Consider the following 20,502-nt stretch of genomic DNA (forward strand, 5'->3'; position numbering starts at 1 on the left):
ATAAACTTCATAATGAATAACTTAAAAGTAACTGTAGCATATCTTTTTATAAGTGCATTATGTATAACTACAGCTCGTGCTCAAATTGACACGCTTATGGTTTTTAGCAAAGCCATGAACAAAACCATTCCGAACTTGGTTATTTCGCCTGATAATTATTCGAAAGAAAAAGCGGAAAAACCAGTTTTATATCTGCTGCATGGTGCTAGTGGTAACTACACAGATTGGTTTGCAAAAGTTCCGGAAATTCAGGCTTACGCAAATGAGTATGATATGATAATTGTTTGCCCTGATGGTGATGTAACAAGTTGGTATTTTGATAGTCCCATTGACTCTAAAATACAATACGAAACCTACGTTTCAAAAGAGTTAGTTGAAAGCGTAGATAAAAAGTATAACACCATAGCTGATAAAAAAGGACGTGCAATTACAGGCTTAAGTATGGGTGGCCATGGGGCATTTTACCTGGCTTTTAAACATCAAGATGTTTGGGGTTCAGCAGGTAGTATGAGTGGTGGGGTTGATATTCGACCTTTTCCTAATAATTGGGATATTGCAAAGCGCTTAGGTACGTATGCTGAGCATAAAGAAGTTTGGGAAGAAAACACAGTAATTAATATGGTGTACTTATTAAACGGGGATTTAAATATAATTTTCGATTGTGGTTATGATGATTTCTTTTATCATGTAAATAAAAATTTACACGAAAAATTAGTGGAGAGAAATATAGCTCACGATTATATAGAACGCCCAGGGTCGCATAATTGGGAGTATTGGGCAAATGCTATTAAATATCATTTTGTTTATTTTAATGATCATTTTGATAGAGATTGATTAAATTAACTAGCATAAAATCTAGGTGGGGTGTGCTTTATTTCACAGCTTGATATAGGCCTATAAAAAAATATAATGACTAATATTTTAGTAGCACAAATGAATCAATTGACAAAGCTATCGGAAGAAGAAGCTTTAGCAATTGAAGAAAGTTTCCCGATTAGGTCGTTTGATAAGGGTCATTTTTTATTGCAACAAGGTCAAGTAGCCAAAGACTCCTATTTTGTAATTAAAGGTTGTGTGCGAAAGTATTCAACCAATAGTGATGGGGAAGATCGTACTACTGATTTTTTTACCGAGGGACATTCGGTTGCCAACTTTAATAGTTTGTCAAATCAAAAACCTTCAAATCATTCTTTTGTTTGTTCAGAAAAAACTACAGTTGCCGTTTTGAATACCGAAAAAGAAAAAGCATTGTACAAACGATTTCCAAGATTTGAAGCAATTTGTCGTGTCGAATTTGAAAAAATGATGGGCGAAAAAGTAGATGATTTTGAAAAGTTTGTTGGTAAAACCCCAGAAGAAAAATATCTATATGTTTTAAAAGAAAGGCCAGATTTGATTAATCGAGTGCCACAGTATCAATTGGCGAGTTATCTTGGTGTTAAACCCGAAACGCTAAGTCGTATTCGTAAAAGAATAATTCAGCAGTAAGAGCTAGTCTATTAATTTTTCTTTGCGACAATATAGTATTCTATAGCAGGTTTTTCAATCAAAATTTCGGAATCTATAATGTTAAATCCGCTATTCGTAATGGAGTTTTTCAGTTCATCAATACCTATAAACTTTAAATAGGGTAGTATTCGTAATTTTTTTAAAACAAATATTACACTACTTGAAAAAACAGCAATTATTGATTTCTTTTCTTTTAAACAAGCTGTAGAAGTAATAATAGTACCACCAGGTTTTAAAAGTGAGTTCATTCGATATAGTACTTTTTCTACGTCTTCAAAATAGAGTAGAATATTGAATGCAAAAATTGTGTCAAAAGTGCCTTCTTTATAATATTCATCAAAAAGGGTAGTTTGTGAAAAGTTGACGTTTTCAATACCAGAAGTCTGAAGTTTATCTTTCGCGATACCAATCATCTTTGACGAAGTGTCAAAAGCTTCAATTTTTTTCACATGATTAGCGAACGCTATTGAATACAGTCCTGTGGCGCAGGCAAAGTCAAGAACTATATCATCCGGATTTAAATATTTTGGACTACGTTTTAAAATTTGATCATAAGTCTGGTCTTTCGCTTTTTTATCATAATTCTTTGATAGGGAATTCCAGAATTTTTCAGATTTGTTCATTATACTAATTTTTACGTTTGTAGCCTCTTTTACAAAGGTCTTGCAGAACCTGAAATAAAATCATTGACTTGAATCAAGAAATGAAGTCTAAATCTTTGGAATCAAGTAAAAAAGTAAGAATCGACTTATGTACAATCTTTACATAAACCGGTAAGTACGCAATTGACACTTTCTACATGATAATTTTTTGGAATAGAAAAATGGACGGGCACTGGTAAGCATTCTATGGTATCACAGTTGGTACAACGAAAATGAAAATGATGTAAGGGTTTTTGGTTTTCGTCACACTTAATGCATAAAGCAAAATATTGTTTACCGTCATCTGCTACAATTCTATGCAATACACCATCCTCACAAAATCGATTTAATACCCTGTAAATTGTTGCTCTGTTAATTTCTACATCAATTTTCTTTTCAATAGCATCTTGGCTCATTGCTTTGGTAGATGCATTCAAAACAGAAAGTACAGCTTCTTTTGTTGGGGTATTTCTTCTTTTCATTTCAACAAAGTTAAATATTTATTGCGACTTTATTGCATTAATAAAAAAAGATACTACATTTGTCACAAGTCTATTGCGACAATGTTGCGTTTAATAAATTGGAATACTATGAAAAATACTATAGATTTTGAGGTAATAATTATAGGTGGGAGTTATGCCGGCCTATCTGCTGCTATGGCTTTAGGGCGTTCATTACGTAATGTTCTAATTATAGACAGCGGATTACCGTGTAATCGCCAAACACCAAAATCTCATAATTTCATTACAAACGATGGTGTAAAACCAGATGAAATAGCCGCAATAGCAAAATCTGAAGTTCTCAAGTATGAAACGGTTAAATTGCTAAAAGATGTGGCAATTAGTGGAAAAAAAGTAGAAAATCGCTTTAACATTCGTACGAAATTAGGTAAAGAGTTTAGTGCACAAAAGTTAATTTTTGCGACAGGTGTTACGGATATCATGCCGGGAATTAAAGGTTTTTCAGAATGTTGGGGTATTTCGGTTGTACATTGTCCATATTGTCATGGTTACGAAATTCGAAACAAAAAAACAGGAATAATTGCTAATGGTGACAAAGCTATTCATTTAGCTTCATTGGTGAATAACTTAACCAAGGACCTTACCATTTTAACTTTAGGAAAAGCTGAATTTAATGAAGAGCAATTGCTAAAACTCAAAAAGTATAACATAACAATTATTGAAAAAGATATTTTGGAAATAGTACATGTAAATGGAAAAATTAAAAATGTCATTTTACAAGATAATAGCATAGAAAATTTTTCAGCCTTGTATGCATCAATTCCGTTTAAACAACATTTAGATATTCCCGAGTTGCTCGGATGTGAATTAACGGAACCTGGCTATATCGCTGTTGATGTCTTTAGTAAAACTACAGTTGAAGGTGTTTTTGCTTGTGGTGATAATACTATTAAAATGCGATCTGTAGCCAATGCAGTAGCACAAGGAAATATTGCTGGTGCTATGGTTAATATGGAATTAACTAATGAACAGTTTTAATACTAAAGAATGGTAGAAGTATTTATAACCACGATTAGCAATAAACGTCAAGCAAAACGTATTATTAATTGCATTAAAAAAGAATTCGAAGACTTGAAAATTAACTTTGATTTGGATGAAACAGGATTGCCTTTTCCATGCGGGCATACAGTTTTGCGGATAGAGGGATTACAAATAAATACTTCTGAAGTTATAAAAATTGTGCAAAAAGAAGCAGTAATGTGCCAAATAATGAAAGATAAAATTTGTGTGTGAACAATAAAATCATGGAAGAATTTTGGGAAAAAAGCTTTAAGGAGAAAAAAGAAATGTGGGGATTTATTCCCTCGAAATCTGCCGTTTTAGCAAAAGATTATTTTGTAAAAAAAGGGATTAATAATATTCTTATTCCCGGAATTGGGTATGGTAGAAATGCACAAGTTTTTACTGATAATGGAATCAATGTAAATGGAATTGAAATTTCAAAAACAGCTATTTCCCTTGCAAGAAAACATTATGGAACCGGTATGGTCATACATCATGGTTCTGTTACAAATATGCCTTTTGATAATAAATTATACGACGGAATATTTTGTCACGCATTAATTCATTTATTAGAAGCCGAAGAAAGAGTAAAATTAATTCAAGATTGTTACAATCAACTCACTGATAATGGCTGTATGATTTTCACAGCCATAAATAAAAAAGCATCAAATTTTGGCAAAGGGAAAATAATAAGTAAAGACCGTTTCGAATTACACGGAGGAGTTAAAATATTTTATTATGATGAAATATCTATACAAGCCGAATTTGCAGCAGTTTCGCCAATTGAAGTTAGTGACGTACATGAAAATCAACCCATGTTTTTAATAAAAACCCAAAGGAAAAATTAAAAGCACTTGGAATTAAATTAGACTTAAAATCATTCCTTTTTGTTTCTTAGAAATTGTAAATTATGTCGAATTAAAAATAATTCTATCTGACATAACAATACAATTATTAATCGCATTTTATCAAATGGCAAAAACACTTGGAATAGGAATAGTAGGGGCACGGTATGGTGCACGTATGCATCATGGAAATTATATGAATTTGACTCCTGGTTTAGTTGAAATTAGAGGTGTTTGTTCTTTAACACTTGAAAGCGCAGAAGCGTTTGCTCGTGATAAAAACATTCCCTTTTCTACGAACGAGTTAGAAAAATTACTAGAACGAGAGGATATAGATGTTATTGACATTTGTACGCCTCCTGCAACCCATCATGATATCGCTATTAAGGCCGCAGAAGCAGGTAAGCACATTATCATGGAGAAACCTTTAACCGGTTATTTCGGAGAGCCAGGAGATCCTGAACCTATCGGTTTACATGTTGCTCGCTCTAAAATGAGAACAGGAGCAAGTAAAAATGCCGAGGCTGTTCGTAATGCAGTTAGAGACAATAATGTGCGATTTTGTTATGCCGAGAATTGGGTTTATGCGCCACCAATTGTTAAAATGCGAAATTTAATAGCAGCCTCAAAAGGATCAGTTTTAGAATTGCGGGCAGAAGAAAACCATTCGGGTTCTAATTCGGTGTTTTCAAAAGAGTGGAAATATATGGGTGGTGGTGCTTTGCTCAGAATGGGAGCACATTCAGTTGGTGCGTGCCTTTATCTAAAACAATGGGAAGGGCAGCAGCGAAATGGCAAAAGTATTCTACCCGTTTCTGTAGTAGCAGATACAGCGGATCTTATTCACACTAAAGCTTCTGAGCGAGCACAAAAGGCAAATGCGCATAAATGGATTAGTTCGAACCCTGTGGATGTTGAAGACTGGGCCAATGTTGTAATTCGCTTTGATGATGGGTCTAGAGCAACGGTACTTGTCAGTGATGTAGGGCTGGGTGGACTCAACACCCGCGTAACCGCTTATATGACAGATGGTGTTATAAAAGCCAACATGACAGCAAATGATGTTATTGAGACCTATGCGGTAGATCCAAATACATTCGCAAGTGAGAATTTTACAGAAAAACTAGAGACCAAAGCAGGGTGGAACCGCCCAAGTTGTGATGAAGATTGGTTTCGCGGTTTTGCTCAAGAAATACAAGATTTTATTCATGCTATTCAGGAAAACCGTGAACCACTTTCTGGAATTGATCTTGCTGTTGATTGCGTAAATGTAATATATGCGGCATACCAATCTGCTGAAGAGGGTAGAATCATTCATTTATAGAATTGGGTTACCGCATGAAACTATTTCGTTGAACCTTTTTTAAATAGGCATCAATCTAAAAATATATCCAGGTTCTTCAACAGCAACATAAATATAACCATCAGGTCCGACACGAACATTTCTAACACGCCCAATGCCTTTAAACAAAGGCTCTTCTCTAACTATTTTATTTCCTTCAACAATACAACGGTTGAGGTACTTAAATCGTAGCGAACCAGCCAAGAAGTCACCTTCCCAACCAGGATATTTATCCGTTGTTACAAAAGCTGCCCCACATGGTGCAATTGAAGGTACCCAATATAAAATGGGTTGTTCCATTCCTTCTTTTTCTTCCAATTGGGTAAATCTTGTACCGTCGTATTCAATTCCATAAGAGATTACTGGCCAGCCATAATTATTACCGGGCTCTATAATGTTTACTTCATCACCACCTCGTGGACCATGTTCATGTGCCCATATCTTATTGGTTTCAGGATTAAGCGCTAAACCTTGCGGATTTCTATGTCCATAACTATATATCGTTTGCATTACTGAATCTTGACCAACAAACGGGTTATCAGATGGAATTTTTCCATCATCCATCATACGGTGAATTTTTCCATTATAGTTGGTTAAAAATTGTGGATTTTCATTCTCCTTACGGCGGTCACCAACAGATAGAAATAAATAACCGTCATTATCAAATTCAATTCTACCAGCGAAATGTGATCCCGCATCACTGTACGGATGTCCTTCAAAGAGTTTCTCCTCATTGGTCAACTTATCGTTAGCAAATTTAAACCTACTTAGTGCTGTACCTGCGAGTGTGTCTTTGCCTTTAACTACGTAATCAGAATAACTAACATAAAGCCAATTATTGTTCTCAAAATCTGGATGCAATTCCAAATCCAACAAACCACCTTGTCCTCTGTATTTTGATTTTGGTAAACCTGTAACTGGTATCTTTTTTGATGTTTTATCTACGCGATACAATTCACCAGATTGTTCAGTAACCAATAAATCTCCTGAAGGAAGAAACACCATTCCCCAAGGTTGCACCATTCCTGAAACAATGGTATCTAATTTAATTGTCAATAATTCGGTTTGAATAGTATCTGATACTAATCCTTGTTCTTCCTGAACACCGTAGCGCTCAACATTTTCAATTTCTTTAAGGATATAATTGGTCAGATTGGTAATTTGATCATCAGATAGAACGTTTTCCCAAGCTATCATTTCAGTGCCTTCGTAACCATGTTTTATAGATTTAAAAATACTATCTCCTACTTTTCCATGCTTCCAACGATGCCCAGCAAACGATAAAATGTTGCTGCCATGACAACTACTACATAGGTTCTCATAATTGGTCATAGCTTGTAAAGTAAGACTATCTGGTGCTGTCTCACCCTGCTCATTTGTTTCAGCTGACGTTTTTTTTGCAGATTGATTGCAACTGATTAAAAAAATACCAGTGATACAAAGTAGCGTAAATAGTTTTAATTTATTCATGGTTTATAAATCAATAGTTAGTGGTTGTGTGCAAAAATTTTCGCATTGTGCAAATAATTTGTCTAAATATAATAAATCATTTTTCTTTAGTCAAAAAAGCTGCTATTAAATTGTTCATGGTCAAGTGATTTGGATGTATTTGTTTCGATTATTCGGATAAACTTAAAACCAAAAAAATTTTGAATTTTTAATTGTAAGACGATCATTTTTATATTGAAACTCTAAAAATATGCACTGGGTTATTTTTATAAGTCGTGGTTTTATCTAATTCCATTCCAGTGTGTTTGGCAACTTTCTGCGAGGGGATATTATCAATATGGATGATAGAAATTAAAGAATTAGTTAAATGATTTTCAAAAGCATGTGTTTTACATTTCATTGCAGCTTCAGATGCAAATCCTTCTTTCCAGAACTTAGGAAGTATGGAGTAGCCAATTTCTAATTCTTGTATTTCATCAACGGTTTGTACAAGTAGTCCGGCCATTCCAATTAGTTCACCAGTAGTTTTATCAACCAAAGCATTCATTCCTCCTAAATTAGAATCATACCGTTCAAAAAGACGATTAAATTGCTCGGTGCAAGCTTGTTTGGGGGCTTTAGGTAATCCGTTCCAGTGTTGTGATGAACGGGGGTCTTCGTGAAACGGTAGCCATGTATCAAAATCTGAAAGGTTAAACTTTCTAAAAGTTAAACGTTCAGTAGTTTCACCAAAAAGCAACAATTTATTCATGCGGTATTGTTCCATCAAGAATCCATTTTAAGGTCATTTCCCAAAGTGGGATTTTGAATTTATTTTTGAAAAAACCAAAATGCTTAACCATGTCCGAATTTATAGCTTTTTCAAAATGTATCCTTTCTGATTTTGCATTAGAATATTGTTTGGTTAGCCAATCAACCGTGTTTTTTGGTGCGTAATTATCATCAGTAAAACTTAATGCAAGCAACGGCGATTTTATTTTATCGAAATAGTATTCATCCGCATTATGAAAATGCATCATATAATCTTTTTGACGTCCCCATTTAGCCCATTCATAAACCATGTTTTTAGGAAGATTTTCAAAAAGGCCTAGATGTTTAGCAGGAAAATAGCCAAAAATAGGCGTCAATACGGGAATTATAAGATTCCAAAGTAAATACATTTTCGGAAGATGAATACCGCTGAAATATTTCCAATACCCACTTTGCGAAGCGACCATTATTATTTTATCAATACAATGATAGTTGGGATTAAAACCCATAATTTGGCCACCAATACTATGAGTGATTAAAATTAGTTCTGCATTTTTGTTTTGGTTTTTCGCATGCAACACAACCGCTGCTTGATCATTTTTCCCCCAACTTTTTAGGTTAAATGAGTTTTGTTTGAGCGATTTAGTAGATGAGTCCGATTTACCTATGCCGTAATAATCAAAAGTGTAAACGGTAAAACCCTGCTCCGAAAAAAAGGTTGCAAATCTGGAATAATATTTTTGAAGCACACCTGTGGCAGAAGAAATTACCAGCGTCTTATCAATGCTTTTTTCTGGAATAAACTGGCATAAAGCAATTGAATGACCTTTTAGTGTGGGTATATTCAGTTCATTTACTTTAACAGTCAAATTTTAGTTTTTGCTAAATTCAATTTTATCACCAACCTCTAATAACCATTTCTCAGATAGCCCAGCATTTACTTCTAAAACATATTGTATAGGAACTTGAGATGAAAGTCCGTTTTCATTAAATGGTTCTGCATTTTCTTGAAAACTTCCAATAGTAGAATCAGCTTTGATGAAAATAATATCTATCGGAAATTCAGTGTTTTTCATGTAGAACGAATGCATGGTTTCATTTGGAAAAATAAAAAGCATGCCTTGATTGTCTTCCATGCCCTTACGATACATTAACCCCGTTTGTGTTTCGTATTCATTTTCTGCAAACTCAATGTTTAGCGTCGCTAGTAGTGAGTCATTTTCCTTTTTAAATATGCTTAATTCTCCTTCTTTAGTAAAAGTTACTTCTTGTGTTTTAATACTATTTTTTTGTTTGTCTTTACAGGAAGTTTGTATGAATAGCAAAGTGATAAGTCCAAAAAACAAATATTGAAAACGATTCATCTTAAACATAATAGTAAGATTTAAGCTGTTTTTTTAGGTCGTAACATAAAGTACAAACCAATGATAATAAACGGTACGCTTAACCATTGACCGGTTGATAAAATACCAAGTGATTCTTCAAAACCACCTTGGCTTTTTTTAACGTATTCAACAAAGAAACGAATCGTCCAAAGTAGTACAAGAAAAGTTCCGAATAAAAATCCGGCTTTTTCTTTTTTATCGGTTTTCCAGAATAAGTACCATAGAATTAGAAAAACAAAAATGTAGCAAAATGCTTCATATAATTGTGCAGGATGTCTAAAAGGCATTGCCGCTATATATTCTGAATATTGAGGGTCAGTTTCTAATGCTTTATAGGCAGCGTTCAAATTATCTTGCTTTGTAACGCTTAATACTTTTGACGGATGCATATCATCGGTATCTCTAATGAACTTTGTGGCAAATGCAAATGATTCATCAACAGGTTTACCATTAATTTCAGAATTGAAAAAATTACCAACACGAATACAAACAGCGCCAATAGAAACTGGTATAACTACTCGGTCCAGTATACCTAATAATGTAAATTCTGGCCATTTTCGAATAAATAGCATCATACCAATTATAATTCCAATTGCTGCACCATGACTTGCTAAACCAGTAAAGCCAGTGAATTCAAATCCGTCAGAACCTTCACGAATCGGAAGTAAAATCTCTAATAAGTGATTTTTATAATACGGCCAATCATAAAAGAACACGTGGCCTAAACGTGCGCCTAACATTGTGGCAATTACCGTATGAATAAAAAGCGAATCTAGTTTCTCCATCGATTTATTTTCGCTTTGAAAAATCTTTTTCATTAATGCCCAACCAAGGGCAAAAGCTGTAATCCAGAGAAGGTTATAATATTTTATTTGAAGTGGGCCAATGGAGAAAATTGTGTCGCTTGGGTTCCAAGTAATACCTAAAAAAAGCATAGTATTTGTTTTGAAAGGCTAAGATATGAATTAGTCATCATTATGTGGTTAGTAGAAAATAGTATTTGAGTGACGTCAATTACATATTCAACACTTTCTATATAGATTTTCAATTGGAATTCGATTATCTGCAATTTTTGATTGTTGCATGTCTAAACTAATTTTTGTTGATTGAAAATTGAGGTTTAGCCACGATACTAAATTTATATTTGTCGCCTCTATAATAAGATTGTTCCATTTCTACAATTTCACCGTCATTACAAAATATAGCTCCATCTAAAACAAAAACTGCCATTGGAATTTCATTTTCAAAATAATATTTTTGATCAAGAGGGTAGATAATTGTATTACCTAATGTGCGTTCTACATTTTTTAGTTGTAAATCGTAAATGTTCTCATACATAGAAATTAATGAACGATTGTCTAAATCGTGCATGTTTATTTTCGGACAAAGAGTAAGGGAGATATATCTTACTTCATCTTTTAATAAAATGTCATCAGCATAGCGCAATCTATGTATTTTTAATACAGGGCCTTTAATGATATAATGGTGATTATTAATGTTTGATGAGATGCCATCATCCAAAATTGTTTTTTCTAATACAACGTTTCGTGGAGTAAACCCTTCCCGTATTAAATTTTCATTGAAACTTTCTTTTACAGCGTGAAAAGGACCAAGTACACGTGTAATATGTCTATCCTCAGAACGATTTAAAACAAATGTCCCTTTACCTTTTATTCGCTTGGCCCAACCTTCTAACTCTACCTCCAATAAGCTTTTTCTAGCAGTAGTATTGCTTACTTCGTACATATCTATTAATTCATTTTCAGACGGTACCTTATCGCCAGGTTGAAATTCGCCAGATTCTATTTTCTGAATTATTTCTTTGCTAATACTTTTGTATTTGGGAATTCCGCTTTTCATTTGACTGTAATTATGAATTTAATGTAAAAATATTGGATTAATTTGTTTATTAATAAAATTCGTATATATTTGATGAAAATATAACTTAGTGCGTTAAGATGAAAAATAGTTCTAAATATCTTCCTTGGATTATCGTTTTTATGGTATTTATAGCAACGGCGTTAAGTTTTTTAGATCGTCAGGTGCTTTCCGTATCTATTATCAAAATTAAGGAAGACTTTCCAATTTCTGATACCGACTATGGTTTTATAAATACTGGGTTTTTGATTAGTTACGCTATAATGTTCACTTTAGGAGGGATATTAATCGATCGTTTTGGAAGTCGCAAGGGGCTTGGTTTTTCAGTAGGTATTTGGTCATTGGCAACGGCTTTGCATAGTATAGCAACGAATGTTTTTCATTTTGGAATTTTTAGATTCTTTCTAGGGTTAGGAGAGGGCGGTGCTTTTCCTGGTGCTATAAAAGCTGTTGTAGAATGGGTGCCAAAGAAAAAACAAGCTTTAGCTAATGGAATTGCTATAGGTGGGGCTGCTTTAGGTGCCGTTGTAGCACCACCATTATGCGTATACTTAATGGCCTCAATAGGTTGGCGAGGTGTATTTTTAGTGACTGGAGTATTTGGTTTAATATGGGCGGTAGTGTGGTTTTTAATACCAAAGAAGAAGGAAGAGTATGTTGCTGTTTTAAAAGAAAAAGAAGTGAAATCTTGGTCTCATACTTTCAAGGCTGTGGGCAAAATTTTACAAATAAAAGAAGTTTGGATTTTTATACTTATACGGTTCATATTAGATCCAATTTTTTACTACTATATGTTTTGGATTCCTAAGTATTTAAGTGATTCAAGAGGTGTTGATTTAGAAAAGATTGGTGAACTTTTTTGGATTCCATTTTTGGCTTTAGGAGTGTCAAATATGTTAGGAGGCTACTTTTCAGACAAAATATATAGGAAAACCGGAAGTCTTGATTGGGCTCGAAAGGGAATAATGGGGGTAGCTGCTATTCTCACGTTGTCAGCATTATTTGTTAAATATGTACCAACAGAAGAATTGGTTATTTTAATTATGGTAATAGCATTTTTTGCACACGGACTTTGGATAACCAATTACATAACAACAATTAGCGATACTTTTGGCAAAACAATTACCTCAACAGTTATTGGATTGTCAGGAACGGCAGGAGCATTGTCCTCAGTAATAGTAAATCCATTGATGGGTAAAATAATTGAAAATTATTCGTATGATCCAATGTGGATTTATTCTGGCCTTATGTATCCTATTGCCTTTATATTGTTTTTGATTATGATGCCTAAAATTAGGCAGTTAAAATATTTGCCAAGTATATAATTTTTTTTTGAATAAATTAAGATAGTGCGTTAAGAAATTATAAATAAGCGTTAATAGATTTTTATATGAAATTAAATATTAAAAAAGAACCGCAACGTATAGGAGTTTTTGGAGTTGGATACGATGTCTATTGGAGACAGTTCGAAGGACTTTTAGATGAGCTTATGGGGAAACATAAAGTATTCCTAGATAAGCTGAGTAATAACGAATGTGAAGTAATTGATTTTGGTATGATAGATAACCCAAAAAAGGCCTATCAAAAATTGAAGGAAATACAAGCTGCCAATTTAGACCTAATATTTTGCAATATGTTAACCTATGCAACATCAGGTACTTTTGGAATTATCGTTAAAACCCTTTCAATTCCAATAGTAATTGTGGCATTGCAACCGCGTAAGGCATTAGATTATTCGAAAGCATCTACTTATATGCAATTAGTAAATGACGATGTCTGCGCTGTACCTGAATTTGCAGGTGTTGCAGCTCGTATGGGTAAGAAGGTGCCCGAAATGATTATCGGAACTCTTTACGATGATAGTCATGTTGATGAAAAAATTGAGGAGTATTGTCGAATTGCTAAAGTTTTACATGACCTTAAAAATGTTCACCTAGGGCATATTGGTCATCCTTTAAATGCAATGTTAGATATGCACACGGATGCTACAATGCTAACTTCCATATTTGGGTCGCATGTAGTGCAATGTGAAGCCAATGAAATAATGTCTTGCTATGATACAGTAACAGAGGAAGAAATTAAAGCAAAGGAGAAATTAATTTTAGATTTTTTTGCTACCCCCGATCCAGTATCAGATCCAATTTCTATGAAACTCAGGGATGAAGATCTTCGTGTTGCAGCAAAAGTAAGTATTGCGTTAGAAAAGTTTGTAATTGAGCGAGATATAGATGGCTTAGCTTATTATTATGATGGACCTAAAGACAGTGAATTAAGGACCGTTATGTCCAATTTAATTGTTGGTAATTCGATACTTACCTCTAATGGTTTTCCAATGTGTGGTGAATCTGATTTGAAGACATTGATAGCGATGTTGATAATGGATAGATTGGGCATTGGTGGAAGTTTTGCTGAGTTCCATCCAATAGATTTTAATGAAGATTTTGTGTTAGTTGGCCATGACGGACCTCACAATATATCAATCGCTGAAGGAAAACCAATTCTACGGAGTCTTAAAAAATATCACGGAAAACCTGGTAATGGAGCGGGAGTAGAATTTAAAATAAAGGAGGGGCCCATCACAATGCTCTCAATAAATTCAACTTTTGATGGAAAATTCAAATTTATTATAGCCGAAGGGCAATCGGTTAAGGGAGCAATTCCTCCAACCGGAAACACAAATACACGAGGTCATTTTAAACCCGATGTTCGTTCTTTTCTTTACAAGTGGATGGCCGAAGGCCCTACTCATCATTTTGCTTTGGGTATCGGTAAACATGCTAAGAGTATTGCAAAAATTGCAAATTATTTAAATATAGAATCAGTAATCGTTTCACAAGAATAACCCAATTATTAACTAACTATAATTAATATGAACCTTATGAAAAATTTAAATGCACGAGGGAGGTTTTTTAAACCTGGTCTCATGGTTCTCTTTCTTCTCATTTTTAATGTAATGCAAGTATTGGCATTCAATGTAGAGAGCTTAAACGAAGATGAAAAGGTTGAAGTACAATCAACTATATCTGGAAATGTTGTGGATGCCATTGGTACACCTATTCCAGGCGTAAACGTTCTGGAAAAGAATACGGTCAATGGTGTTGTGACAGATTTTGATGGAAATTTTTCAATTTCTGCTAGTTCAACGGAAGTCATTTTAGTGTTCTCATATATGGGTTTTATCACAAAAGAAGTAATTGTTGATGGGCAGAATAATTTGAATATTATTCTTGAGGAGGATGTAAGCAAACTAGACGAAGTTGTCGTTGTAGGTTACGGTACGCAACGAAAGAAGGATCTCACAGGTTCCATCACAAGAGTAGCTATGGATGATGTTAATCAACCCTCTATAGCAAGTTTTGATCAGATGCTTCAAGGTAAGGTTGCTGGAGTCCAAATTTCACAAACCTCAGGAGCGCCAGGAGGAAATGTAAATATTTTAGTTCGTGGCATGAGTTCTATTACTGGAGGAAATGAACCTTTATATGTTATTGATGGTTTTCCTGTAGGAAGCAGTGGTAATTCTGATTTTGGATCTTACGGTGGAAATCTGTATTCATCAGCAGGTATTGCAAATAATACACAACAACGAATCAATCCGTTAGGTTCAATCAACCCATCGGATATTGAATCAATTGAAATTTTAAAAGATGCTTCGGCCACTGCAATTTATGGCTCAAGAGGGGCGAATGGAGTTGTAATAATTACCACAAAAAGAGGTAAGGCAGGAAAATCAGAAATAAGTGCTGAAGTTTCTTTAGGGATGCAATCCATAGGTCATAAACTTGATATGTTGAACAGTCAGCAATATGCAGAATATGTGGCACAAGGTAGAGATAATGCACATGTATTTGCTGGGGGATCTGCAAGTGATCCAAATGAATTACGAGCTGGCTCACGTCAGGTTAGACCAGAATTTAGAAACCCATCATCCATTGCTACGGATACTGATTGGCAAGATGTAATTTATCGGGTTGCCCCTGTTCGTAACTATCAAGTGTCTTTTAATAATGGAAATGATAAAACACGGTTTTTTATTGCAGGTGGCTATTTTGATCAAGAGGGCATTATTGAAACATCAAGTTTCAAGCGTTTTAATGTTCGAACCAATATTGATTCTAATATTTCAGATAAAATTAAAATTGGAACATCTTTGACAGGTTCATATAGTTACGGTCGTTTTCCTAATAGTGAGGGCCACTATGGTACTGGAGGTCTTATAATGGCGGCATTAGCAGCATCACCAACTATTCCAGTTTATGATGATGCTGGTCAACCCTATTTTAATCAAGCCGATGTAACAGATGGTTTAGGATGGTTAGCAAATCCACTTGATTTACTTAGTGGCTTCTCCGACAAAAGAAGGACCGCTAATATTTTATGGAACAATTACTTAGAATATAAGTTGCTCGATGGTCTTACTTTTAAAACAAGTATAGGTTTAAATTACACTGCTGGTCAAATAGATATTTGGAGGTCATCTAAAATTCCAAATTTCACTACCCTAAATTATCCTGCAAATGCAGGAGCAAATAGAACTAATTCCATCAATTGGCTTAATGAGAATACTTTGAATTACAAAAAATCATTTGATGATAAGCACTTTTTTGATGTATTAGGTGGATTTACTGTGCAAAAAGACAGATTTGAAAGACTTTCTGTCGGTGCATCTGATTTTCCAACTGAAAATGTACCTTATATCTCTGCAGGTATTGTTAATGCAGGGGGGCAAATTATCTCAGAATGGTCATTACTTTCGTTTATGGGGCGACTAAACTATTCATATGATAGTAAATATTTGTTAACGGCCACAGTTCGAAAAGATGGAAGTTCGAGATTTGGTGGAAACAATAAATGGGGAGCATTTCCATCCGTATCTGCAGGTTATAACATTTCTGAAGAGGATTTTATGGATTCCGTAAACTTCATAAATAATTTAAAACTACGGGTTAGCTATGGAATATCAGGAAATAATCAAATTGGTAATTACAATCATATAGGTTTATTAGCACAATCAAATTATGTTGCAAATGGGAACCAGGTTCCTGGTTTAGTACCTAGTACACTTTCAAATGATAATCTCACTTGGGAAAAATCTAAGCAGACCAATATCGGTTTAGATTTGGGAATGTTTGATAACCGAATTTCAATTAACGTTGATGCCTACAAGGATTTAAAAACTGACCTATTACTCGCTGTTCAATTGCCTTCAGCAACCGGCTTTCAAAGTGCTACTCAAAACATCGGAGATATTGAGAATAAAGGTATAGAATTTGGTCTTAATACTGTTAACGTTCAAGCGGGAGATTTTTCATGGACAAGTAGTGCAACCTTTAGTGCTAACCAAAATAAAGTTCTGAAATTGGCAACTGAAAATGGGCGTATTTCAAATAATGCGTATCAGATTACCGAAGTAGGTGAGTCTATTTCTAGTTTTTATATGCTTAATGCAATAGGAGTTTTTGCTAATGCTGCTGAGGTTCAAGGGGCTGCTTTACAACACCCAGAAACTCAAGCAGGCGACCTTCGTTTTGAAGATGTTAATAACGACGGTACAATAGATAGTGATGACCGAAAAATTGTTGGAAGTCCTTTTCCAGATTTCACTTGGGGTTTTGATAATAGGTTTACATATAAAAATCTTAGTTTAGGAATTTCTCTAGTTGGTTCTCAAGGTGCATCAACCTATTTTCAGGGCGGATCTTCGGTCTTAAACAGTGCTGGTGTACAAAATCAAATTGCCGATATATCTTTAGGTAGGTGGGTATCGGAAACGCAACCCGGTAATGGATTTCAACCTAGAGCTATTCGGAGTAATTATGCAAATGGTTTTGGTACCAGTTCACACTTTTTGTTTGATTCTTCGTTTACCAGGATAAAAAATGTTAATCTTTCTTATGATTTTCCATCGAATGCTACTAAAGCAATCGGACTTAGTAAGTTAGCATTATATGCAGATGTAGCAAACCTATTTACATTTACTGATTATCCAGGCTATGACCCTGAATCAAGCACCTCAGGAAGCAATGTTGCAAGTTCAGGAATTGATTACTTCACTTATCCACTTGCTCGAACCATTACTGTGGGACTAAAATTGTCTTTTTAATCAAAAAAAATAGAAATCATGAAAATATATAGAATCACATTAATAGCATTGCTGACTGTTTTAAGTTCTTGTACTGATTTTCTCGAGTTAGAACCAGAATATTTGGCTAATGAAGCTTCATTCTATCAAACTGAAGCAGATTTTGAGACTGCCATACTAGGAAATTATTCTGAACTGCAAAATATTTATAATGCATCATTACTGAAACTTACAGAGCTTACTACGGATAATGCATATGTACAATGGACCTCTCCTACTGCTTCAGAATTCGAATGCGATGAAATGAGGCTTACATCGGCGAATACTGAGATAAACTCTGTTTGGAACTTAAGTTTTAAAACAATTGTTCGGTGTAATACTGTTATAGAGAAAATTGAAAATCTCGAAATAGATGAGTCTTTAAAAAGACAATATCAGGGTGAATCATATTTTCTTCGCGCCTATAACTACTTTAACCTTGTTAGACTATTTGGAGATTTACCTTTAATAGAAGGCGTATTCAATAGTCCTGATGAAATTGCGACATTTGATATGACCAGACGTCCAATTTCGGAAATATACAGTTTAATTATTTCTGATTTGGAGCAAGCAAGTACATTGCTTCAAGGAGTGGAGTTAAGCAAATCTAGGGCATCTTCTGGTGCAGCAGAGGCATTGTTAGGTAAAGTTTACCTTACACAGAATAATTTTACTGAAGCACTTGCAACTTTAAAATTGGTTATTGATTCCGGTAGTTACGATCTTCAAGATGATTATGGAAGTATGTTTTCAAATAATAATGATGAACTACAAGAATCTATTTTTGAAATAAAATATACTTCAGGAAACATTGGTGAAGGAAATGATTTTTCCAGACTATTTACACCGCCTAGTTTTAACGCTGCTATTTTCCCCGGAAATATGAATGGATCAGGAATCATAGTACCTACTTTAGATGTGCGAGATAGTTATGAAGATGGTGATTTAAGAAGGGAGCTATCTATTAAGGATTCACTTTTATTATTAGACGGTACTTATGAACAGCTTCAATATGGATTAAAATTTGTTGATTTTACTGTTGGCTTAGCAGAAGACGGAGGTATTAATTTTACACCATTGCGATATGCGGATGTACTGCTAATGTATGCAGAATGCTTAAATGAGTTAGATAGAACTGGTGAAGGTTATCCTTTTATAAATGCGATAAGAGACCGTGCGGGATTAGACGATTTAAGTGGACTCTCAAAAGAAGAATTTGCATTAGCCTTAGAAAAGGAACGTCGTGTTGAATTTCTAAGTGAAGGACATCGTTGGTTTGATTTAGTGCGTACTGGCAGGTCATTGGATGTACTCAATTCATATTTTCAAAAAATAGGCACTAACTTTTCTGTCACCCAAGATGAATTGTTAATGCCATTGCCACAACGAGAAATGGATATAGACCCAAATCTGAAACAGAATCCAGGATATTAAATTAGTTGTTTTAGTAGTTGTTTTTAGATTAGTTCTTATGCTCGTTTCTATAATTTTTTATAGAGGCGGGCATAATATTAAAAGTATATGTTTAAACTAAATCGGTTCATTATGTATTTTAAAAAGTGTTGTTATGTAGGTTTTTTAGTTATTACTTCAATTACAACCGTTTGGTCTCAAACTAGGGTTTTTAACCAAGCTAAAAAACCAAATATAGTTGTAATAATGACCGATCAACAACATGCAAAAATGTTGAGTGCATCAGGGAATCCATATTTAAACACGCCCGCAATGGATGAGATAGCGGCTAACGGAATTAGATTTGAACAAGCATATTGTACCTCTCCCGTATGTGGTCCTGCGAGAAGTAGTATAATAACGGGTAAAATGCCGCATCAAACTGGCGTTGAGTGGAATGGGCAATCAGTAAATACGAGCATTCCAAATTCAGGACGGATATTTCGACAAAATGGTTATGAACCAGTATGGGCTGGAAAATGGCATTTGCCAGAGCCATATCCTCAAAGTAATGGTGAAAAAAATGAAAGTATTCAAGACTATACCGTTCTCCCGTTTTGGAACTCTAGTGAGCAACATCATGGTTTAGGGTCTAAAACTGATCCCCCACTTACAAAGGCCGTAGTTTCTTATTTAGAAAATTATAATAAAGAAAAACCACTCTTCTTAACAATAAGTTATCACAATCCACATGATATTTGTATGTATCCACGGAAGGATGGATGGACTTCAAAGAATGATTCTTTACTGGAAATAAGATATTATGGACATAAAACAAAGTTGGCGCCAATTATTGGACAAAACCCTAATTTTATTGATATTCTACCACCTTTACCGCATAATCATGGTATAGAAAAAGGTGAACCGAAGTTTATTTCGGAAAAAAGAAAACACCATAAAGAATACGGGGTTGAAACTATGTTTGCTAATCAGGAATTCGATTCTATAGAATGGAAAGGTTATCTAAATGCATATCATAAGCTTACCGAGATGGTTGATGTTGAGATTGGAAAAGTTCTCCAATCATTAAAGGATAATGGATATTGGGAAAATACAATGATTGTCTTTACATCAGACCATGGCGATGGTGCAGCAGCTCATAAATGGGCGGCAAAACTCAGTTTTTATGAAGAATCAGCCACTGTTCCAATAATTGTGTCTTGGCCCGAAATGAAAAATAAAGGAATGGTGGATTGTCAAAATTCAGTATCGCAAATTGATATTTTACCGACACTATTAGATTATTCAGGAATAGAAGTAGCTCATAAATTTTCTGGTAGCAGTCTTCTCAAATTGGCCAGCCAAAATAAACCTAAATGGAGGGATTATACGGTAGTCGAACTTGCGGATTTTGTAAAAGACAAATCCAGAAAAGGCCGAATGATACGATTGGGTCCCTATAAATATTCAATATATAGTACAGGGGAAGAACAATTATTTCATATAGGAAATGATCCAGGTGAAATGCAAAATTTAGTAGATGAACCTTTACTAGCATCAGTTGTGAAAAAATGCCAAGATTCCTTGGAGGAATGGGGTAGAGACACAAAAGACGATTTTATATTGTCCATTTTATAATATTCTTTGTATAGTAAAAAGTGTTTTCT

Annotated in this window: 19 protein-coding genes; 11 read left to right on the forward strand and 8 right to left on the reverse strand. The window is 34.4% G+C overall.

What is annotated here, in order from left to right; genetic code table 11:
- Nucleotides 1-12: 12 nt before the first annotated feature.
- Both JQC67_RS08840 and JQC67_RS08845 read left to right on the forward strand, forming a co-directional pair.
- Nucleotides 13-834, forward strand: coding sequence for an alpha/beta hydrolase (locus JQC67_RS08840; RefSeq protein ID WP_203252454.1), 822 nt, complete (start codon nucleotides 13-15; stop codon nucleotides 832-834).
- A gap of 75 nt (nucleotides 835-909) precedes the next feature.
- Nucleotides 910-1,488 (forward strand): Crp/Fnr family transcriptional regulator, encoded by a 579-nt coding sequence (locus JQC67_RS08845; RefSeq protein WP_203252455.1) that lies wholly within the window; start codon nucleotides 910-912, stop codon nucleotides 1,486-1,488.
- A gap of 11 nt (nucleotides 1,489-1,499) precedes the next feature.
- Here the strand turns inward: JQC67_RS08845 and JQC67_RS08850 are convergent, their stop codons facing one another.
- Both JQC67_RS08850 and JQC67_RS08855 read right to left on the reverse strand, forming a co-directional pair.
- The gene (locus JQC67_RS08850) at nucleotides 1,500-2,141 is read right to left on the reverse strand and encodes a class I SAM-dependent methyltransferase (protein WP_317198375.1); all 642 of its coding nucleotides are present in this window, start codon (nucleotides 2,139-2,141) and stop codon (nucleotides 1,500-1,502) included.
- Between the two features lie 116 nt (nucleotides 2,142-2,257).
- Nucleotides 2,258-2,632 (reverse strand): Fur family transcriptional regulator, encoded by a 375-nt coding sequence (locus JQC67_RS08855; RefSeq protein WP_203252457.1) that lies wholly within the window; start codon nucleotides 2,630-2,632, stop codon nucleotides 2,258-2,260.
- 108 nt (nucleotides 2,633-2,740) lie between these two features.
- Here JQC67_RS08855 and JQC67_RS08860 point away from each other — a divergent pair, with 108 nt between their 5' ends.
- The 4 genes from JQC67_RS08860 (at nucleotide 2,741) to JQC67_RS08875 (ending at nucleotide 5,842) form a co-directional block, all read left to right on the forward strand.
- The gene (locus JQC67_RS08860; protein WP_203252458.1) at nucleotides 2,741-3,649 is read left to right on the forward strand and encodes an NAD(P)/FAD-dependent oxidoreductase; all 909 of its coding nucleotides are present in this window, start codon (nucleotides 2,741-2,743) and stop codon (nucleotides 3,647-3,649) included.
- Between the two features lie 9 nt (nucleotides 3,650-3,658).
- Complete coding sequence (locus tag JQC67_RS08865) at nucleotides 3,659-3,904, forward strand: hypothetical protein (RefSeq protein ID WP_203252459.1); 246 nt, start codon at nucleotides 3,659-3,661, stop codon at nucleotides 3,902-3,904.
- 11 nt (nucleotides 3,905-3,915) lie between these two features.
- A complete protein-coding gene (locus JQC67_RS08870; RefSeq protein ID WP_203253230.1) occupies nucleotides 3,916-4,521 on the forward strand; it encodes a class I SAM-dependent methyltransferase in 606 nt (201 codons plus the stop codon).
- 124 nt (nucleotides 4,522-4,645) lie between these two features.
- Nucleotides 4,646-5,842, forward strand: coding sequence for a Gfo/Idh/MocA family protein (locus tag JQC67_RS08875; RefSeq protein ID WP_203252460.1), 1,197 nt, complete (start codon nucleotides 4,646-4,648; stop codon nucleotides 5,840-5,842).
- 39 nt (nucleotides 5,843-5,881) lie between these two features.
- Here JQC67_RS08875 and JQC67_RS08880 read toward each other — a convergent pair whose 3' ends face one another.
- The 6 genes from JQC67_RS08880 to JQC67_RS08905 all read right to left on the reverse strand — a co-directional run bounded on the left by JQC67_RS08880 (nucleotide 5,882) and on the right by JQC67_RS08905 (nucleotide 11,304).
- Nucleotides 5,882-7,330 carry a PQQ-dependent sugar dehydrogenase gene (locus JQC67_RS08880; protein WP_238934545.1) on the reverse strand — a complete coding sequence of 483 codons (1,449 nt, stop codon included), beginning with the start codon at nucleotides 7,328-7,330 and terminating at the stop codon, nucleotides 5,882-5,884.
- A gap of 208 nt (nucleotides 7,331-7,538) precedes the next feature.
- Complete coding sequence (locus JQC67_RS08885) at nucleotides 7,539-8,075, reverse strand: GNAT family N-acetyltransferase (protein WP_238934546.1); 537 nt, start codon at nucleotides 8,073-8,075, stop codon at nucleotides 7,539-7,541.
- Nucleotides 8,053-8,928 carry an alpha/beta hydrolase family protein gene (locus JQC67_RS08890; protein ID WP_203252461.1) on the reverse strand — a complete coding sequence of 292 codons (876 nt, stop codon included), beginning with the start codon at nucleotides 8,926-8,928 and terminating at the stop codon, nucleotides 8,053-8,055. The genes JQC67_RS08885 and JQC67_RS08890 overlap by 23 nt, the downstream gene beginning before the upstream one ends.
- A gap of 3 nt (nucleotides 8,929-8,931) precedes the next feature.
- Nucleotides 8,932-9,432 carry a DUF192 domain-containing protein gene (locus tag JQC67_RS08895; protein ID WP_203252462.1) on the reverse strand — a complete coding sequence of 167 codons (501 nt, stop codon included), beginning with the start codon at nucleotides 9,430-9,432 and terminating at the stop codon, nucleotides 8,932-8,934.
- Nucleotides 9,433-9,443: 11 nt separating this feature from the next.
- Entirely contained in the window at nucleotides 9,444-10,379 is a 936-nt protein-coding gene (lgt, locus tag JQC67_RS08900) for a prolipoprotein diacylglyceryl transferase (protein ID WP_203252463.1), read from the reverse strand.
- Between the two features lie 157 nt (nucleotides 10,380-10,536).
- Nucleotides 10,537-11,304, reverse strand: a complete 768-nt coding sequence (locus JQC67_RS08905; RefSeq protein WP_203252464.1) for a GntR family transcriptional regulator — start codon at nucleotides 11,302-11,304, stop codon at nucleotides 10,537-10,539.
- A gap of 98 nt (nucleotides 11,305-11,402) precedes the next feature.
- On the opposite strand from JQC67_RS08905, the gene JQC67_RS08910 reads away from it, so the two are divergent.
- From JQC67_RS08910 to JQC67_RS08930, 5 genes are all read left to right on the forward strand, one after another.
- A complete protein-coding gene (locus tag JQC67_RS08910; protein WP_203252465.1) occupies nucleotides 11,403-12,647 on the forward strand; it encodes an MFS transporter in 1,245 nt (414 codons plus the stop codon).
- A 65-nt stretch (nucleotides 12,648-12,712) separates the two neighbouring features.
- Complete coding sequence (locus JQC67_RS08915) at nucleotides 12,713-14,164, forward strand: L-fucose/L-arabinose isomerase family protein (RefSeq protein WP_203252466.1); 1,452 nt, start codon at nucleotides 12,713-12,715, stop codon at nucleotides 14,162-14,164.
- Nucleotides 14,165-14,200: 36 nt separating this feature from the next.
- A complete protein-coding gene (locus JQC67_RS08920; protein WP_203252467.1) occupies nucleotides 14,201-17,425 on the forward strand; it encodes a SusC/RagA family TonB-linked outer membrane protein in 3,225 nt (1,074 codons plus the stop codon).
- Nucleotides 17,426-17,443: 18 nt separating this feature from the next.
- Nucleotides 17,444-18,877, forward strand: a complete 1,434-nt coding sequence (locus JQC67_RS08925; protein WP_203252468.1) for a RagB/SusD family nutrient uptake outer membrane protein — start codon at nucleotides 17,444-17,446, stop codon at nucleotides 18,875-18,877.
- A gap of 111 nt (nucleotides 18,878-18,988) precedes the next feature.
- Nucleotides 18,989-20,473, forward strand: a complete 1,485-nt coding sequence (locus JQC67_RS08930; protein ID WP_203252469.1) for a sulfatase family protein — start codon at nucleotides 18,989-18,991, stop codon at nucleotides 20,471-20,473.
- Nucleotides 20,474-20,502: the final 29 nt, after the last annotated feature.

It is taken from the genome of Aurantibacter crassamenti, assembly GCF_016811105.1.
GTDB lineage: Bacteria > Bacteroidota > Bacteroidia > Flavobacteriales > Flavobacteriaceae > Aurantibacter_A > Aurantibacter_A crassamenti.

What these genes read in the sequence shown, in the direction of transcription:
- JQC67_RS08860 (WP_203252458.1), top strand. Translation starts at nt 2,741, where the DNA reads ATGAAAAATACTATAGATTTTGAGGTAATAATTATAGGTGGGAGTTAT.
- JQC67_RS08870 (WP_203253230.1), top strand. Translation starts at nt 3,916, where the DNA reads ATGGAAGAATTTTGGGAAAAAAGCTTTAAGGAGAAAAAAGAAATGTGG.
- JQC67_RS08845 (WP_203252455.1), top strand. Translation starts at nt 910, where the DNA reads ATGACTAATATTTTAGTAGCACAAATGAATCAATTGACAAAGCTATCG.
- JQC67_RS08905 (WP_203252464.1), bottom strand. Translation starts at nt 11,304, where the DNA reads ATGAAAAGCGGAATTCCCAAATACAAAAGTATTAGCAAAGAAATAATT.
- JQC67_RS08840 (WP_203252454.1), top strand. Translation starts at nt 13, where the DNA reads ATGAATAACTTAAAAGTAACTGTAGCATATCTTTTTATAAGTGCATTA.
- JQC67_RS08910 (WP_203252465.1), top strand. Translation starts at nt 11,403, where the DNA reads ATGAAAAATAGTTCTAAATATCTTCCTTGGATTATCGTTTTTATGGTA.
- lgt (WP_203252463.1), bottom strand. Translation starts at nt 10,379, where the DNA reads ATGCTTTTTTTAGGTATTACTTGGAACCCAAGCGACACAATTTTCTCC.
- JQC67_RS08880 (WP_238934545.1), bottom strand. Translation starts at nt 7,330, where the DNA reads ATGAATAAATTAAAACTATTTACGCTACTTTGTATCACTGGTATTTTT.
- JQC67_RS08875 (WP_203252460.1), top strand. Translation starts at nt 4,646, where the DNA reads ATGGCAAAAACACTTGGAATAGGAATAGTAGGGGCACGGTATGGTGCA.
- JQC67_RS08885 (WP_238934546.1), bottom strand. Translation starts at nt 8,075, where the DNA reads ATGGAACAATACCGCATGAATAAATTGTTGCTTTTTGGTGAAACTACT.
- JQC67_RS08915 (WP_203252466.1), top strand. Translation starts at nt 12,713, where the DNA reads ATGAAATTAAATATTAAAAAAGAACCGCAACGTATAGGAGTTTTTGGA.
- JQC67_RS08895 (WP_203252462.1), bottom strand. Translation starts at nt 9,432, where the DNA reads ATGTTTAAGATGAATCGTTTTCAATATTTGTTTTTTGGACTTATCACT.
- JQC67_RS08925 (WP_203252468.1), top strand. Translation starts at nt 17,444, where the DNA reads ATGAAAATATATAGAATCACATTAATAGCATTGCTGACTGTTTTAAGT.
- JQC67_RS08920 (WP_203252467.1), top strand. Translation starts at nt 14,201, where the DNA reads ATGAAAAATTTAAATGCACGAGGGAGGTTTTTTAAACCTGGTCTCATG.
- JQC67_RS08855 (WP_203252457.1), bottom strand. Translation starts at nt 2,632, where the DNA reads ATGAAAAGAAGAAATACCCCAACAAAAGAAGCTGTACTTTCTGTTTTG.
- JQC67_RS08865 (WP_203252459.1), top strand. Translation starts at nt 3,659, where the DNA reads ATGGTAGAAGTATTTATAACCACGATTAGCAATAAACGTCAAGCAAAA.
- JQC67_RS08930 (WP_203252469.1), top strand. Translation starts at nt 18,989, where the DNA reads ATGTATTTTAAAAAGTGTTGTTATGTAGGTTTTTTAGTTATTACTTCA.